We start from the raw sequence: 15,133 nt of genomic DNA, 5'->3' as shown, positions 1-15,133 counted from the left end.
TGCTGTGCATAATTTATCACTTAGGGGTCAGGAGAATTCCTTATTTCGTCTTGGCTTTGGAGCTATGGGATTAGATGGTCGCTTCGGCGTACAGGACGATGAAACAATGATTGAATCCTTGTTATACAGCTTAGAGCAGGGGGTTAATTTCATCGATACGGCTCGGGCATACGGTCGATCTGAAGAATTAGTGGGAAAGGCGCTGAAGCGATGGGGCGGTCCGCGGCCGTTTGTTGCTACGAAAGTGGAGGCAAGGCAGGCGCCGGCCGGATATTTGCCCGGAGCGGGGTTTCACTATGCTATTCCGGTGGAGGCGGCATATCCCCGAGGCAGCGTAACGGAAAGTGTAGAGGAGTCGCTCCGTCAGCTTGATATGGATTGCATCGATTTGGTGCAGATGCACCAGTATTGGCCTCAGTGGGATGACTCCGATTATTGGATGGAGGAACTGATTCGCTTGAGAGAACAAGGGAAGCTCCGCTTCATTGGAGTGTCACTTCCGGACCATCGCAGTGACTTGGGCATCGGACTGGCCAGGTCCGGTCATATTGATGCCATTCAGACCATCATCAATATATTTGATTCCACTGCGTTTGATGGTCTTGTCCCTGTATGCCGGGATCATGGAGTCGCTGTCATTGCCCGCGTCATTATGGACGAAGGAGGACTTACAGGATGGCTTAAGGAGAACACCGAGATTCCTCCGTCAGACTATAGGTACCAATATTTCGATTGTGTTCCGCGTTCGTTATATATGAATAAAGTAAATCGATTGCAAGAATACATTCCGGACTATTCCGATAGCTTGGCGGAGTTGGCTGTGAGATTTGTGCTAAATGATCCGGGAGTGACGGTGGCGCTGACCTCGATGCAAGTCCGGGAATATGCGGAAGCTAATATCGACGCTGCCCGCAAGGGAGCGCTGCCGGATCACCTTTTTGACAGCATGAAAGTCCGCAATCGTTGGTTCCGCCATTTCTATCATGAGAGAAGGCATCTGGACCTATGACAACAGAAAAAGTGGCTTGGTTGGAGCTGTTTCCGGATGAATTCAAAACACGCCAAAGGAATCTTCCTTTGGTGTATCTTCCATTGGGGCTATGCGAGCCGCATGGGCAGATCAGCGCTTTCGGGCTGGATACGTTTAAGGCGGAGCATCTCACCTATGAGGCTGCCAGACGCTGGGGCGGCATTGTGGCTCCGACCATGAACTATCACATCCACGAAATCGGACCTTCGGCCAAATTTCTAGAGGAGCATGTCGGAGAAAACAATCCGCATATGACATCGGTACCGTCGTATATTTTTCTTCATTTTTTCTTGTATCAGCTCCGTGCCTTGTATAACGCAGGATTTCAAGCGGCGGTTGTGCTGTCCGGACATGGAGGAGCCCATCCGGAGGATTTGCGCCGGGTCATTAACTATTTTACCGGCTATACCGGAATGCGTATCTGGATGGGGACGGACTTCGATTTAGCAGCACCGCATTATCAAGGGGACCATGCGGGAAAGTACGAAATTTCCGTGTTAATGTATCTTCGACCTGAGCTGATTGATGTCAGTAAAAAGAAATTGGAAACAGTCCCCGGCAGCGGGGGCAGGCTCGCGCTTGGACATGATGCGTTGGATGCTTCGGAAGAGTTTGGCCAGGGAATTATTGAGGTGTGTTTGCATAAATTGGAACAAATTATGACTGGACTTACAGAGCATTTGCCTTCAGCCAATGAAAACCAAATGCTCTCTTTTGAGCAAACGGAGGGAATTTGGCAGGAGATGATAAGATCCGAAACGCAATGGAGCACCCTGCAGCCGAGACCCGGTCAGGCTCCTGTTTCCGATAATTCCCGTTGGAAACAAGGTGAAGTCGGGAGCATTCGTCACGGTTAGCTGAGGGGCTATATATCCGCCGCCAAGTGGGGTTCGACCGACCGCCATGCAATGCCGCAACGCGCGCCCGGGATTCGCGCGCGTTGAATTGAAAGGGTTGAACGGAAGGAAAATTTCTCAATCTGCAGCCTCCAATTTAAGGTGTTATCGGAATTTGAAATGCCGTTATGTGGGGCGAATAAGAAAACGATGCACATAAACAGAGAGTTAAAGGAACAAGTAAGCTGTTCCTTTATTTCTCTGTTTATTGTGCTTTCTGAGTAAATAGAATAACAAACACTTCCTCTGTTGGTCTCCGCTTCGGTTTCTTGGATGTCGCCCTGCTATTTACGAAGCCACCTGATCGCCTGTCCTCTACCTCATGGCCGAGCACGAACTGGAAAACATCCCGCTAATTTTGCCTTCAGTGCTGAAATAGAGCATTTATCTGGAAATTATACCTCTAATATCCCTAAAATATCCTGTATTTAAAGAAATGTTCTGATTTAGCTCCAGAAATTCCAGTTATATGCGACCAACTGAAAAAAACGATTAAATTAGAGGGGTTTTTTCCAGTTATTTCTACAGCTTATGGAACCGAGAGTGCTTTACAGCCCTTTGTGGTGGTTGGCGGAATATTATGAATCAGCGACCTCGCCTTTAATCGACTCCGTTTTTTATCAGGTACTGATTATAAAGCAGAGCCTCAAGTTCTTCCATATTTAGTCGAATAATAACCCCCTAGCAAAAGTTGACGGGGGGCAGGAATCGTGCGGGATTCGACCGCCATGCAATGCTGCAACGCGCTCCGGGAATCGCGCGGGATTCGACCGACAGCCATGCAATGCCGCAACGCACACCTGGGAATCGCGAGCGTTTGATTGCGGAGAGCTGCGGTTATCAACAAATAATTTCACTAGTAGTCTCAACCGCTTTTATGGATGCAGCTCTAGCTATTGATGATGAATATATCCTCTCGGATTTAGCTTTTTCAAAAGAACTTTACAATATTCGACAAAATTTTCATGAAATCTTATCATCCCCTTAAAAAAGGTAATTATTTCAATAAGTATAATGAAGATGCAACGAATAATTCGAACAGGGGTGAGACGCGCATGAATAAAACAAGCTATCAAGTACTTGTATGTGATGATTCCATGCTGATTCGTAAAAAGCTAAGACAACTTTTGGAGGGGATGGACGGGATTGAGGTTCTGGAAGCTGTTAACGGTAGAGAGGCTGTCGAGGTTTGCAGAGACAAGTGCCCGTCCGTTGTGTTTCTGGACATTGTCATGCCTGAGCAAGATGGAATTGAAGCGCTCATCGAGATCAAACAAATGAATCCGTCCATCATTGTTATTATGGCTTCTTCGGTTGGTACGGAAGGCAATTTGAGAAAAGCAATTAAAGCGGGGGCTGACGATTTCATTCAAAAGCCAATTCTTCCTGAAAATGTGGAGCTGTTATTAGCCAAATACATTTATGGGAAGGAGGAGCAAAATGTTTAGTCAATATTTCGGGCATTATTTGCTGGAAAAGGGCTATATTAATTTCGCTGAGCTGGAAGACGTATGGGAATATCAAAAAAAGACACATGTCAAGCTAGGACTTCTTGCGATCAACGAAGGCTTCATGAGTGCGGAGCAGGTGGAGCGGGTACATCTTCAGCAGACACAGAGGGATATGAAATTCGGGGAAATTGCCGTTGAGCAAGGCTTATTGACGGAGCTGCAATTGAATAAATTGCTCTCTTCCCAAAAAAGCAACCATCTGCTGCTCGGACAAGCTCTTGTGGAAAGAAACTACATGAGCTTATATCAAATTTCCACGACGTTGTTCCAATACAAGAAAGACCATGGTTTGTCAGATGAACGGTTTTCCACTATTAAAAACGGTGATATCCGCGCGCTTGTTGATTCACTGCTGCATAATAATGAAGGCGTCCATAGATCCATAGTTGTTGATTATTTGACGCTTCTTGCCAAAAATGTCATCCGCTTTATAGACCCGCACGTACGATTGGAAATCAGGGATTGGCTCGTTCCTGTAAGCAGCTATGATTGGTCGACCTTTCAGCATATCCAAGGTGAAATTAATATGTACGCTTATATACTGTCTAACCAAGCGAATTGGATAGACTTAGCTGCCAGATATGCTCAGGAGCCTATCACGGAAGCGGATGAAATGGCTGAAGCATCGGTCGGCGAATTCCTCAATTTGCATAACGGTATATTTCTTGTTAATATGTCTGATCGTGGAACCGAATTGAGCTTGACTCCGCAGATCGCTCAATCTTCTGTTTCCGTTGAGCAGTCTCCATCCGCTGTATTGGTAAAGGTTCACTACCTGGACAAATCCTTTGATTTTATATTGAGCACCGAGCCTGTTCATACCGGAGCTTTATCCTCAGCCATAGGTGTCTAATGCTAATGACAGCACAAAGAACCTCGGGAACGACTCTGGGGTTCTTCGTACTGTCCAAACAAGCAGAATACTCAAGCATGCCATATTCTCGGCATAGCGAGAGGCTCTTTCCCGAGCTCTGCCCATACATACTTCAGCAGCAGCTCCGTTTTTAAACCGGCCGAGGCAGGTGAGTCCCACAGGTTATTAATTTCTCCGGGATCTTCTTGTAAATCAAAAATCTCACCATAGGTTTGATTATAATACACGGTTATTTTGTAACGCTTATCAACATAGGTTTTTTGGTGAATGGTCGTCTTCTCATGCCGGAATTCACATATAGCATGATCTCTGGCCTGCGATTCAAGCCCACGCCACACCTTGCTCTGATCTACCCCACTTATGGAACAAGGAATATCCAGTCCGGCAAAGCTCAGGAAGGTAGGAGCCAGATCGACGAGTGACTGAATGGCGTCAGATTGCTGACCCGCCGGTACTTGTCCCGGATAGCGGACGATAAATGGAATTTTAATCAAATCCTCATAGTGGAACCCGCCTTTATACTGAAGGCCGTGTTGGCCAAAGAAATGACCATGGTCGGTCGTAAAGACAACGATAGTATTGTCTGCCAGTCCGAGCTCCTCCAGCTTATCGAGAATGTTCCCGATATATTTGTCCATCATACTGATCATCCCGTAATAGGTCGCGACAATCTGTTTACGGTCATATTCGGAAAGCTTCGTATGAGAATGATACCCATGGATGCCGAAGCCCGATTCCAACAAATGGCTAAAATCCGGTGCTTTCTGCTGCGTCATGCCGAAATGCGGGGGATTCTGATCATGCTCGCCAGGGGTCACTACCGGTATCGTCAGCTGGTCAGGATCATACATCGTATCCCATGGCTCTGGCACCAGATAGTCCGGATGCGGATCGAAAAAGCTGGACCATAGGAAGAAAGGAGTATCCTCTTGCTTGTACTGCTCTAAAAGTGCCCCCGTGCGTTCAGCAATCCATGTATTGTAATGGAACTGCTCCGGAATGGGCCATTTATGGAGGAGGGAGGAATCCATTGTACCGGTAGGAGCTACATAATAATCACGCCAATTTGTACAGCCCTTCTCCTCCATCCATAGAGCATAATGCTGTCCGACATGAGCTTCATTAGTATGGTTGCGCGCCAGCTCAACATGGTCGAAGCCGTAGAACGGGCCATGATGAGTTTTCCAAAACTCTAAATCCTGTAGGATAGGATATGATTCCAACGAAGGATAGGCTTCCGTGCTTTTCAGCGGCTGAAAATGCGCTTTGCCGACAAGCGAAGTACGATAACCGGCGCTGCTGAAATCCTCTCCAATGGTGTGGCGGTCTTCCAGAAGCTTGGTACCGAGTGTCCATGCGCCATGCTGACTAGGGTACATTCCTGTAATGATGGATGCGCGGGTTGGCGTGCAGGTTGGATTGGGGCAGTAGGCTCGTGTAAAAGTAGTGCCTTCCCTTACAAGCCGGTCCAGATTAGGCGTAGATACTTCGGACTGAAACGCACCTATTGTGTTCCAGTGCTGTTGATCGCTAGTTATCAGCAGAATGTTAGGTTTACTCATATTGTTTTACTCCAATCCTAATCATGATAAAATAAAAATGCGTATATATTCAGATTATATCCGAGCTGATATGATACAGGAATGTTGGAATGTATTTGGCATTATGTTGTGTTTGGATCATGTCCTATTTAATCGGGGGGAGGAAAAGCATGCAGGAATATACGAATGAGTTTGCTGAGCTCTGGCTGAATGTGCCGAATGCCCTGGAGCGGGCGGGTGAGCTGTGGTTGGTGAGGGCAGGCAGGAATAGAGCGAAGCCTAACTATGCCGTCGGCCCCAAAGTGATCGATTGCTTTGGCTTTCATTTTGTTCTGAAAGGCAAGCTCCAATTGGAGTACGAGGGAAGACAGGTGCTGCTGCACAAACACGATATATTTTGCCTGCTGCCGGGCATTTCTTATGTCTATGGGATTCAGCCTGCCTCAGAAGCGTTAGAGATGATTTGGCTGACACTGGATGGCAGACAGGTTCCTGAACTGTTATCCTGCCTGGGCATTAATAGAAATACACCCTATACAAGAAATCGATTGAATCGCTCATCAACGCATCAGCTGCGAGCTATAATCGAATTGCTGCGAACGGATCAGTCGGAGCCTGTTCAAAGGCAAATTTTGCTGCTGCAGCTTTTTGCAAGCTTGATGGCCCCCCCAGAGGAGCCGTTTCATACCCAAGAAAAGCTGCGCAAAAGCTGGGTCAAAACAGCGGAGGCCTACTTGCGGCTGCATTTTGCCGAACCTCTAAGCATTGTGGAGCTGGCTGCGACAGCCGGGGTGCACCGCTCTCATTTCTCCGCATTATTTTCCAGAGAGCTCGGAGCTTCACCTCAGCAATACGTACTCCGTATGCGAATGGATAAGGCCGCTGCCATGTTAAGTGAAGCCTCCTTATCGATTACAGAGATTGCACTTTCAGTAGGCTATTCAGATCTGTATTCCTTCTCACGGGCCTTCAAAAAATATTTTGGCTGTTCACCGAGCCAGTGGAGTTTCTAATTGCCAATTACAGAAAGTAGTAGATTCGTTTATTAACTTCTTGTATTATATAACTACTAATTGTCGACAAGTAGACATAATGAGGTGAAATGCTTGCAATTTCCTGCGATATGGTTACAAGGGGATTCTCTTGGTGAGAAAATTTCATGCGAACTACGCTTACGTATTATTAATGGAACGCTTGAACATGGAGCGATATTAACAGAAAACCAATTAGCTGAAGAGTTTGGTACAAGCCGTTCTCCGATTCGAGATGCACTGAAGGCACTCTCCAATGAGGGGCTAATACGAATGGAGAGAATGGGTGCAATAGTAATTGGTCTTAAACCAAAGGATATGGAAGAACTGAATGATGTTCGTTTCTTGCTGGAGGGATTCGCTCTACAGATCTTATCAGATGCTTATGATGAGCTTAAGGTCAAAGAACTGCATCAAATTATTGATAAAATGGAATTGGCTGCAAGCCACGATGATCCTGTACAATTCGCCTATTATGATTTGTTGTTTCACGAGACTATTATTTTAAGGGCCCAGCACACGAGGATACTACATTTATGGAATAGTATACGATACGTCGTACTGACGGTTTTATTAGTGGCGACCGGGCGGAGATTCTCGAAAAATAAACAGGAGATAGAACCCCTTATCAATCGACATAAACGGATAGTGGATGCTTTGATTTCACGTGATAGCTCACACATTAAAAAGATCGTTCAAGAACATTTTATGGATACGAAGAAAACAGTAGATGAGAGTTTATTTCTTTGAAGCCACATGAGAGTATCCACATAACTGTGAACGTATAATTTAATTACCCTGAAGTAAAGTTTTACCAAAGGGTCTATACAAGCAGAAAGAACTTATTTATAATTAAGTTGTCGACAAGTATACAAGTTGATCAAGGATCCTCGTTAGCAGCTGCCGGCCGTTCGAATAGTTAATGTTGCGGTTGCTTGGTTATTAATTTGGTTTTGAAAAGGGTGGTGCTGATATGGGTAAATTTAAAGTGGTTTTGACAGGACAAACATGGCCTTCCGCTTTGGAGAAAATTGAAGAACAATGTGAAGTAAAAGTTTGGAAAGAAGCCAATCCGATCCCCCGGGCTTTATTACTTGAATGGTTAAAGGAAGCGGAAGGCTTGTTCAGTACAGGTGATGTCAAAGTAGACGCGGAATTGTTGGCTGCTGCTCCTCAATTACGAGTTGTAGCTCAAGCATCAGTAGGATATGACAATATAGACATCGATGCTTGTACCGAGAGGGGAGTACCCTTTGGCAATACGCCAGGTGTGCTTGTTGAGGCAACAGCTGATTTAACTTTTGCGTTGTTACTGGCAGCAGCTCGTCGAATTCATGAAGGATGGGACCATGTAAGATCCGGAAATTGGAAAAGCGGCAGCGGAATTCCGTTTGGCGTTGACCTGTTCGGGAAAACTCTCGGTATCGTTGGTATGGGGGACATCGGTTGCGCTGTGGCTAGGAGAGCCAAGGCTTGCGGGCTGAACATTATTTATCATAATCGCTCTCAGCGAAAGGATGATGAGTTATTGCAAGCGAGATATGTCGGATTCGATGACTTGCTGCACGAGGCAGATTTTATTATTGTCCTGGTTCCGTTATCTAATCAAAGCCGGGGGCTGTTCGGAACCGAGGCGTTTGCCAAGATGAAATCATCCGCCTATTTTATCAACGCTTCCCGTGGCCCTGTAGTGAATACCGATGCGCTTTATGAGGCATTAAGAAATAAACAAATTGCTTACGCCGCACTTGACGTCACAGATCCGGAACCCATTTCCGGGGATCACCCTTTGCTCAGTCTTTCGAATATATTAATAACCCCACATGTAGGCAGTGCGACGTTCGAGACAAGAAATCGAATGGCGAATTTAGCAGCAGATAATTTATTGGCAGGGCTTGATAGAAAAAAACTTCCAGCCTGCGTAAATACATCCGTTAATTTTGTATAGCAAATAAATATGATTATAAGGGAGCGTACCTAAATGGCTGTTATGAAAGCAGGATTATATATTTCGGAGAAGCAGGTAATGGTCGGTCAAATCGAAATACCCGACTTGCAGCCGGGAGAAGCGCTGATCAAGGTTGCCTATGCAGGTATTTGCGGCACAGATATGATGATTTATTCCGGCAAGCATCCAAGGGCTCAAGCGCCACTAGCCATGGGACATGAATTTTCCGGCGTGATTGAGAGGATAAATGGTGAATCATCCTTTGCAGTAGGCAACCGTGTCGTTGTTGAACCTACACTTAGCTGTGGTACTTGTGCAGCTTGTATGGCAGGCGAGCATCATGTATGTAAAACATTAAAGCTCATTGGCATTGATAAGCATGGCGGTTTTGCAGAATATGCAGCGGTTCCCTTAGACAGACTTCACCTGATTCCCGAAGGATTATCGGATGCCCATGCGGCCCTTGCTGAACCTGTAGCTGTAGCTGTTCATACCGTCCGTCGTTCCAATCTCAAAATAGGGGACAGCGTCGTAATTTTAGGTGCCGGTCCGATCGGTCTGCTAATTGGGGCGATAGCCAAGCACGCAGGAGCAAGCGAGGTTATAATTTCAGATATCAGTGAATATCGTTTGGAAAAAGCAAAGCAGCTAGGATTAACTCCCCTTAATGCCAAGGATGTAAACATTACCGAGGATGTGTTAAAACGAACGGGTGGGAATGGCGCAGATGTTGTTTTTGAGGTGGCAGGCAACCAAATTACAGCTAAGCAAATGATTGAAACGGTAAGAACTCAAGGACAAGTTGTCGTTGTTAGCGTATACAAGCAGCCTCCTATGATTGATCTGGCGGCCATGCATTTTAGAGAGATCTCATTAACGACAACAAGATGCTACAGCAAGGGTGATTTTGCCAAGGCAATCCGGCTAATGCACAATGGAGCGATTGATGTATCTTCGTTTATTTCTCATGACCTCCCGCTTGACCGCATTGAGGAGGGGTTTCAATTTATGTCTAACCCAGATGTTTCACTCAAAGTGTTATTTCATCCATAATAAAAAGGAGACTATAAATATGGGACATCATTTATTTGACCTGGAAGGCAAGGTAGCTGCAATATCAGGGGCTACAAGAGGAATCGGGCGTTCTATGGCTATGGCGCTTGCAGAAGCTGGTGCGGATATTGCCCTGCTCCAGAGATCACCCGATCAAATGGAGCTGAAGGAGCAGATCGAAAATCTTGGTAGAAAATGCGCGATTATTCCTTGTGATTTAGAAAACACAGCGCAGGTGAAGGCTGCCATTCCGAATGTGATAGATCAGTTTGGTACCATAGATATATTGGTCAATAATGCCGGAATTCAACGCCGATCACCGTCTGTTGATTTTTTGGAATCCGATTGGGATGATGTGCTGCAAATTAATCTGAAGGTAGTTTGGCTATTATGCCAGGAAGCCGGGCGTTATATGGTTCCAAGAGGCAAAGGGAAGATTATTAATACAGCATCCTTACTATCGTACCAAGGTGGAATTACCGTTCCAGCCTATGCTGCAGCCAAGGGTGGCGTAGCCCAACTGACCAAAGCTCTGGCGAATGAATGGGCCAAGCATCATGTGAACGTAAATGCAATTGTTCCCGGCTACATTGCTACGGATATGAATACCGCGCTGATCAATGATCCTGTGCGCAGCACTCAAATACTGAATCGGATTCCGGCGGAACGCTGGGGGAACCCTGACGATTTTAAAGGAACGGTGGTGTATCTGGCATCAGAGGCATCCAATTACGTTCATGGCCACCTGCTGGCAGTGGATGGAGGATGGCTGGGACGTTAAAGCTGTAATCAGCGGATAGAGCAGAGGTTACCGTTATAGTTCAGAGATTCCTTTAAAAGTCTGAGCTGATTTAAACCACATACGTTATTAGGGTTATCCTCCAAGCGGTTTAACAATTACTTGAGGGATAACCCGATTTTAGGTTTTAGCCATCACACAACTTTTGGGTGAACAGCGCATGGAACCTTGCTGGGAGTGGACGGAGGTTGGATAGGAGTTAAGCGATTAGCGAAGCTCTCCTGATAGCCCGGAAAAATTACACTGTCCGTTTTGAATTGTGGAAGGGGAAATATGTAACATATTTCCCCTATTTGTTTGTTTACTTTCACGAATCGATACGATATGTTAAAGGCGAATGAGCGAGGAAGTTCAGCCTTCCCGATTCCGTAAACTGTGTTACTACTGGAGGTACTAATGAATCGATGGACATTTTCATTTCCGCTTCGGGAAAATAAACTTTTCTTCAAAATCCTGGCTTATTTTCTTTCTTTGCTTATACCTATTGTCGTTATCGGCATTGTTTTTTATTTTCAGTTTTACCATGCGCAAAGAAATCAATTGAATGAAAAAATCGCTTCCACTTTAAAAACGTCGGTATCTACAATCGATACTAATCTTCATACAGCACAAAAAGCCGGCATCAGTTTATTTTACGATCCGACGATACAGCGCATCATGCTGCCGGAAGATTTATATGCATGGAGTAACCGTGCCGAATTACCGCTTATTAGCAAAATCATAGCTAATTATTCTAATATTGCTATTGAATATATCGTGAACATGTTTGTGATGATTGATAAGGAAAAGGTGTTTACAGCCGGGGGGATTGAGGACTTTTCGCTTTTCTTTAATAAGACCTACCAATATGCAGAGTATCCCAAGGAATTTTGGGAGAAGCGTCTGGAAACGACCCATCGGCAGTTTGAAATACTTCCCCCGACTTTCGTAAGCACAAACAAACGTAAGGTCGTTCCATTTATAACAGTTAACCATGTAGGCAGTCATCAAGCAAACCTGGTCATCAATATTCCGCTGGATATGATCGAGCGTATATTAGTAAACAATGCTATCTTTACAACTTCCCGCTTTGCAGTCATTGACGGCCAGCAAAATATTATATTGAACGGCAGCCCTGAACTGATCAGTGAAGATGTGATATCCGCACTTTTCCAGGAAGCCAAGGAAGGCCGGAAAACAAGTGAAATCCATATAGCAAATCAGCTGTATGTCATGAACATAGATAAATCGGACAGGTATGGGTGGTACTATTTTGCAATTACTCCTGAAAGTGAATTCAGGCTTCTGGCCGGGCGGATTTTTTCTTTAATCATTTCCATTTGTATTGTGCTGGCGGCTATTGGTATCGCTTTCTCATTTATTTTCAGCAAAAATTTGTATACACCGATCAAAAGGATCCGCGATATTTTGGAGCATAATCCGAATGGCAACGATACCGCTGATTCCATCGAAACGGTAAGAAATGAGATGGATTTCATCAACCATGGAGTACGTCAATTATTAGAAAATAACATGGCTTTTCAGAATCAATTGAAACGAAATTCGGAGGAGTTTCTGGACCAATCCATTTACCAGCTGCTCACCGGAAACGTCCCGAGCGATGGGGAGTATACGAATCACCCGATTGCTGAAATGTTTAAAGGAGCAGCCGGAGGGTATGTATGCTGTAATTTTAAATTTACATTTAAAGAGCTGTTTTACGATGAAATTCAAGATGTGGACCGGTTAATTATTATTAGTAAACTGAAAAATTTGATTGCCGGATTGATGAACGGTTTTTTGCCCACTTATGTGATCGAATATAAGCCCCGTTTATACGTAGCTGTCGTTAAGATGGAAGAGAAAGATGAAGATCAATTGCGTAAAGCTCTGTCTATAGTTCTTCATACATTTGAGTATGATTTCCGCTATTGCAGTGTACGCATTGGGATTGGCAAACGTTATGACCAGTTGGAAGCTATGCACAAGACGTTTTATGAAGCAATGACAATGCTCGACCAGGACGTAAATTCGGAAGAAACCGGTATTTTGGATATTACCGGCAGACAGATTCATCACAAATATTTCTATCCTGCTTCCGAGGAGAACAAGCTGATTAATTTCCTGAAATTGAGGGATTTGGATCAAGCGGTTCGCTTAATCGAGGAAACCGTTCAGAACAATATAGAGAAAGGGATCTCGCATCCCTTCTTGGCATTGCTGTTAGAGGAGATTTACCATACATGCTTGCGGTTCGCGTTTGAATCCGGCATAGAGATGGACCGCTTGATGGAGGAAGATTACGGGTCGCTGATTCACCGTAGAAATACATCTATTGACTTGCAGGAAAAGAAGGAGCTGCTCTTCCTGTTTGTGGCCCGCTTGGTCGAAATCACTGCTGTACGGAACGAAAATAACCCAGGACATTTAATTACTATGGTATTGCAGTATATCGGGGCCGGATACCAGCATGATTTATATTTAGAAAAAATTGCGGGCGATATGGGGATATCCGCTAAATATTTATCCCGTATCTTTAAAGAGAAAACCGGAATTAACATTACGGATTATATCCAGCAGCTGCGCATAACGAGAGCGAAGGAATTGCTCGAAACCACCCGTTCGAATGTCAGTGATATTGCCGCGGAAATCGGAATTTATAATCGGACGACCTTTATCCGCTTATTTAAAAAATATGAAGGCGTTACTCCGGTTGAATACAGAAAAGCCAAATCGATAGCTAAGCCGAAGAATGATGAGTAATGCAGCTTGCTCTGATAAGCAATAAACAGTATTACAGTGGATTTTTGTTACATGTAGACAAATGAAACATCCCAGAAAAAGGGGAAATGTATAACAAAAGTGTCCGTTTTACTTGTATCCTTTACGTTTGCGCTTGTCTTACAATGAGGGCATTCAAATGTAAAGGAGGAGGAGCAGCTCAGCAATGAAAGCAATTAAGGACCGGTATTTGTATGCCACGTTCTTATTGCTATAAGTTGCTTTTTAAGCTTGGTCCGTTCTTGGGCTGATGGTCAAGAAACACTAGTAAAACTAAAGGAGGTTTCATCTGTGTTCGGAATGAGGAAAAAAGGAAAAAGTATCTACTTGCTTAGCGTCATAATAATTCTTATGTTAAGCGGTTGTACCCCGGGCAGTACGCCCTCGGAGAGTTCGAAATCGGGGGAGAAGGGCAGCCCCAATCCCGTGACGCTCGAATGGTGGGTTAATCCTTCGCTCGGCTTCGTGGAAGAAAATGATATTAAGCAGGTCATAACTGAATATAAGAAGGTCGCCCCTCACGTAACGATTAATTATGGGATCGTTCCGGCTACCTCGGTGGATGAAAAGATAAACGTGGCCATTGCTTCAGATTCGTTTCCGGACGTGTATGTTGACGCTATTAATCGACTCGGTCCTCTGTATGTTCGAGGCATAACGGCCGAACTCGATTCATATATGACGGATGACTATAATTATAAGGAATATCTGGATAGTGCCAAGGCTTTGATGAACATAGATGGAAAAATAGGCCTCATCTTAATGGAAATTCGCAGCGAAGTGATTATGCTTAATAAGGATTTATTCGTCAAGGCAGGCGTACAGAACCTTCTTCCCGATGCGAAAACAAAAGCATGGTCAAAAGATTCGTTTGCAAAAGCAGCAGAAGCCATCGGCAAGCTTGGAAACGGCGTATACGGCTTTGGTCTTGCGGCAAGCGAAATAACCAACGACAAAATGATAGACGGTTTTATTTATGCGGACGGAGATGAGTATACCAATAAGGAACGCAATAAAGTTACTTTTAACACACCAGGCAATGTGAAAAAACTGGAATGGGTGACTCAGCAAGCTAAAGCGCCTTATACCGTTCCCGGCACTGCGGGCAATAAGGTACCTGACCTCTATGAGTTGTTCAAGCAAGGGAAAATCGGTATTATGACGAACGATGCAGGGCAATATCGCAGCCATACTGAAGCGGGCATCGTTCCGAAGACATTCGAGTATATGAATGCATTTTATCCAACTGATGATGGATCAGCGGGAAAACTACTTATCAATGGGTCAGGGATTGCAGTGAAAAAGCAGGAGAACAAAGTAAAGGAAAAGGAAGCGGCTAATTTTGCACTTTGGTTTTCGAATGGCAAGATCGATATCGTGAACAAAGTGGTATATCAGAAGGCCTCCAAATTACCGACAAGAAAATCTTTACAATCGTTTATAGTAGACGAACACGGCAAGGAATTGTTGGCTATGCTGGAACAAGGTAAAGGTATTAATAATCCTGTAATAATACCGAATTATCAACAAATACGGAAGGTTTGGTTTAACTACTATCAACCTGTCATGCTGAATGACGGCAAAGTGACAGCGAAAGATGCATTGGCCGCATATGAGAAGGAAGCACAGAAGTTGTTGGACGAAGGAAACAAGCAGTCAAAAAAATGATTCGAGAGAATAGAAAACCATA

At 44.6% G+C, this 15,133-nt stretch carries 13 protein-coding genes; 12 read left to right on the top strand and 1 reads right to left on the bottom strand.

Going from position 1 to position 15,133, the window contains the following annotated elements; all coding sequences use genetic code 11:
• The first annotated feature begins 4 nt into the window (after window positions 1-4).
• The 5 genes from NV381_RS02410 to NV381_RS02390 all read left to right on the top strand — a co-directional run bounded on the left by NV381_RS02410 (window position 5) and on the right by NV381_RS02390 (window position 4,290).
• Window positions 5-1,009, top strand: a complete 1,005-nt coding sequence (locus tag NV381_RS02410; RefSeq protein ID WP_258211650.1) for an aldo/keto reductase — start codon at window positions 5-7, stop codon at window positions 1,007-1,009.
• Entirely contained in the window at window positions 1,006-1,887 is an 882-nt protein-coding gene (locus NV381_RS02405) for a creatininase family protein (RefSeq protein WP_258211649.1), read from the top strand. Before NV381_RS02410 ends, NV381_RS02405 begins: the two co-directional genes overlap by 4 nt.
• A gap of 772 nt (window positions 1,888-2,659) precedes the next feature.
• Window positions 2,660-2,914, top strand: coding sequence for a hypothetical protein (locus NV381_RS02400; RefSeq protein WP_258211648.1), 255 nt, complete (start codon window positions 2,660-2,662; stop codon window positions 2,912-2,914).
• Between the two features lie 67 nt (window positions 2,915-2,981).
• A complete protein-coding gene (locus NV381_RS02395) occupies window positions 2,982-3,374 on the top strand; it encodes a response regulator transcription factor (protein ID WP_258211647.1) in 393 nt (130 codons plus the stop codon).
• Entirely contained in the window at window positions 3,367-4,290 is a 924-nt protein-coding gene (locus NV381_RS02390; protein WP_258211646.1) for a hypothetical protein, read from the top strand. Before NV381_RS02395 ends, NV381_RS02390 begins: the two co-directional genes overlap by 8 nt.
• Window positions 4,291-4,361: 71 nt before the next feature.
• Here NV381_RS02390 and NV381_RS02385 read toward each other — a convergent pair whose 3' ends face one another.
• A complete protein-coding gene (locus NV381_RS02385) occupies window positions 4,362-5,873 on the bottom strand; it encodes a sulfatase (protein WP_258211645.1) in 1,512 nt (503 codons plus the stop codon).
• A gap of 149 nt (window positions 5,874-6,022) precedes the next feature.
• Here NV381_RS02385 and NV381_RS02380 point away from each other — a divergent pair, with 149 nt between their 5' ends.
• The 7 genes from NV381_RS02380 to NV381_RS02350 all read left to right on the top strand — a co-directional run bounded on the left by NV381_RS02380 (window position 6,023) and on the right by NV381_RS02350 (window position 15,111).
• Window positions 6,023-6,865 (top strand): AraC family transcriptional regulator, encoded by an 843-nt coding sequence (locus NV381_RS02380; RefSeq protein ID WP_258211644.1) that lies wholly within the window; start codon window positions 6,023-6,025, stop codon window positions 6,863-6,865.
• Window positions 6,866-6,958: 93 nt separating this feature from the next.
• Entirely contained in the window at window positions 6,959-7,633 is a 675-nt protein-coding gene (locus tag NV381_RS02375) for a GntR family transcriptional regulator (RefSeq protein WP_258211643.1), read from the top strand.
• A gap of 223 nt (window positions 7,634-7,856) precedes the next feature.
• On the top strand, window positions 7,857-8,831 hold the full coding sequence (locus tag NV381_RS02370; protein WP_258211642.1) for a 2-hydroxyacid dehydrogenase: 975 nt from the start codon (window positions 7,857-7,859) through the stop codon (window positions 8,829-8,831).
• Between the two features lie 33 nt (window positions 8,832-8,864).
• Window positions 8,865-9,884, top strand: coding sequence for a zinc-dependent alcohol dehydrogenase (locus NV381_RS02365; protein ID WP_258211641.1), 1,020 nt, complete (start codon window positions 8,865-8,867; stop codon window positions 9,882-9,884).
• A 19-nt stretch (window positions 9,885-9,903) separates the two neighbouring features.
• Window positions 9,904-10,665: an SDR family oxidoreductase gene (locus tag NV381_RS02360; protein ID WP_258211640.1), complete on the top strand. Its 762-nt coding sequence runs from the start codon at window positions 9,904-9,906 to the stop codon at window positions 10,663-10,665.
• Window positions 10,666-11,079: 414 nt separating this feature from the next.
• On the top strand, window positions 11,080-13,425 hold the full coding sequence (locus tag NV381_RS02355; protein ID WP_258211639.1) for an AraC family transcriptional regulator: 2,346 nt from the start codon (window positions 11,080-11,082) through the stop codon (window positions 13,423-13,425).
• Window positions 13,426-13,743: 318 nt separating this feature from the next.
• Entirely contained in the window at window positions 13,744-15,111 is a 1,368-nt protein-coding gene (locus NV381_RS02350) for an ABC transporter substrate-binding protein (protein ID WP_258211708.1), read from the top strand.
• Window positions 15,112-15,133: the final 22 nt, after the last annotated feature.

The organism is Paenibacillus radicis (ex Xue et al. 2023) (genome assembly GCF_024722015.1).
GTDB lineage: Bacteria > Bacillota > Bacilli > Paenibacillales > NBRC-103111 > Paenibacillus_S.
The sequence above is the reverse complement of the archived record's forward strand: the minus strand, read 5'-3'. Positions and strand labels throughout refer to the sequence as shown.

What these genes read in the sequence shown, in the direction of transcription:
- NV381_RS02405 (WP_258211649.1), top strand. Translation starts at nt 1,006, where the DNA reads ATGACAACAGAAAAAGTGGCTTGGTTGGAGCTGTTTCCGGATGAATTC.
- NV381_RS02400 (WP_258211648.1), top strand. Translation starts at nt 2,660, where the DNA reads ATGCTGCAACGCGCTCCGGGAATCGCGCGGGATTCGACCGACAGCCAT.
- NV381_RS02395 (WP_258211647.1), top strand. Translation starts at nt 2,982, where the DNA reads ATGAATAAAACAAGCTATCAAGTACTTGTATGTGATGATTCCATGCTG.
- NV381_RS02390 (WP_258211646.1), top strand. Translation starts at nt 3,367, where the DNA reads ATGTTTAGTCAATATTTCGGGCATTATTTGCTGGAAAAGGGCTATATT.
- NV381_RS02385 (WP_258211645.1), bottom strand. Translation starts at nt 5,873, where the DNA reads ATGAGTAAACCTAACATTCTGCTGATAACTAGCGATCAACAGCACTGG.
- NV381_RS02380 (WP_258211644.1), top strand. Translation starts at nt 6,023, where the DNA reads ATGCAGGAATATACGAATGAGTTTGCTGAGCTCTGGCTGAATGTGCCG.
- NV381_RS02370 (WP_258211642.1), top strand. Translation starts at nt 7,857, where the DNA reads ATGGGTAAATTTAAAGTGGTTTTGACAGGACAAACATGGCCTTCCGCT.
- NV381_RS02365 (WP_258211641.1), top strand. Translation starts at nt 8,865, where the DNA reads ATGGCTGTTATGAAAGCAGGATTATATATTTCGGAGAAGCAGGTAATG.
- NV381_RS02360 (WP_258211640.1), top strand. Translation starts at nt 9,904, where the DNA reads ATGGGACATCATTTATTTGACCTGGAAGGCAAGGTAGCTGCAATATCA.
- NV381_RS02355 (WP_258211639.1), top strand. Translation starts at nt 11,080, where the DNA reads ATGAATCGATGGACATTTTCATTTCCGCTTCGGGAAAATAAACTTTTC.
- NV381_RS02350 (WP_258211708.1), top strand. Translation starts at nt 13,744, where the DNA reads ATGAGGAAAAAAGGAAAAAGTATCTACTTGCTTAGCGTCATAATAATT.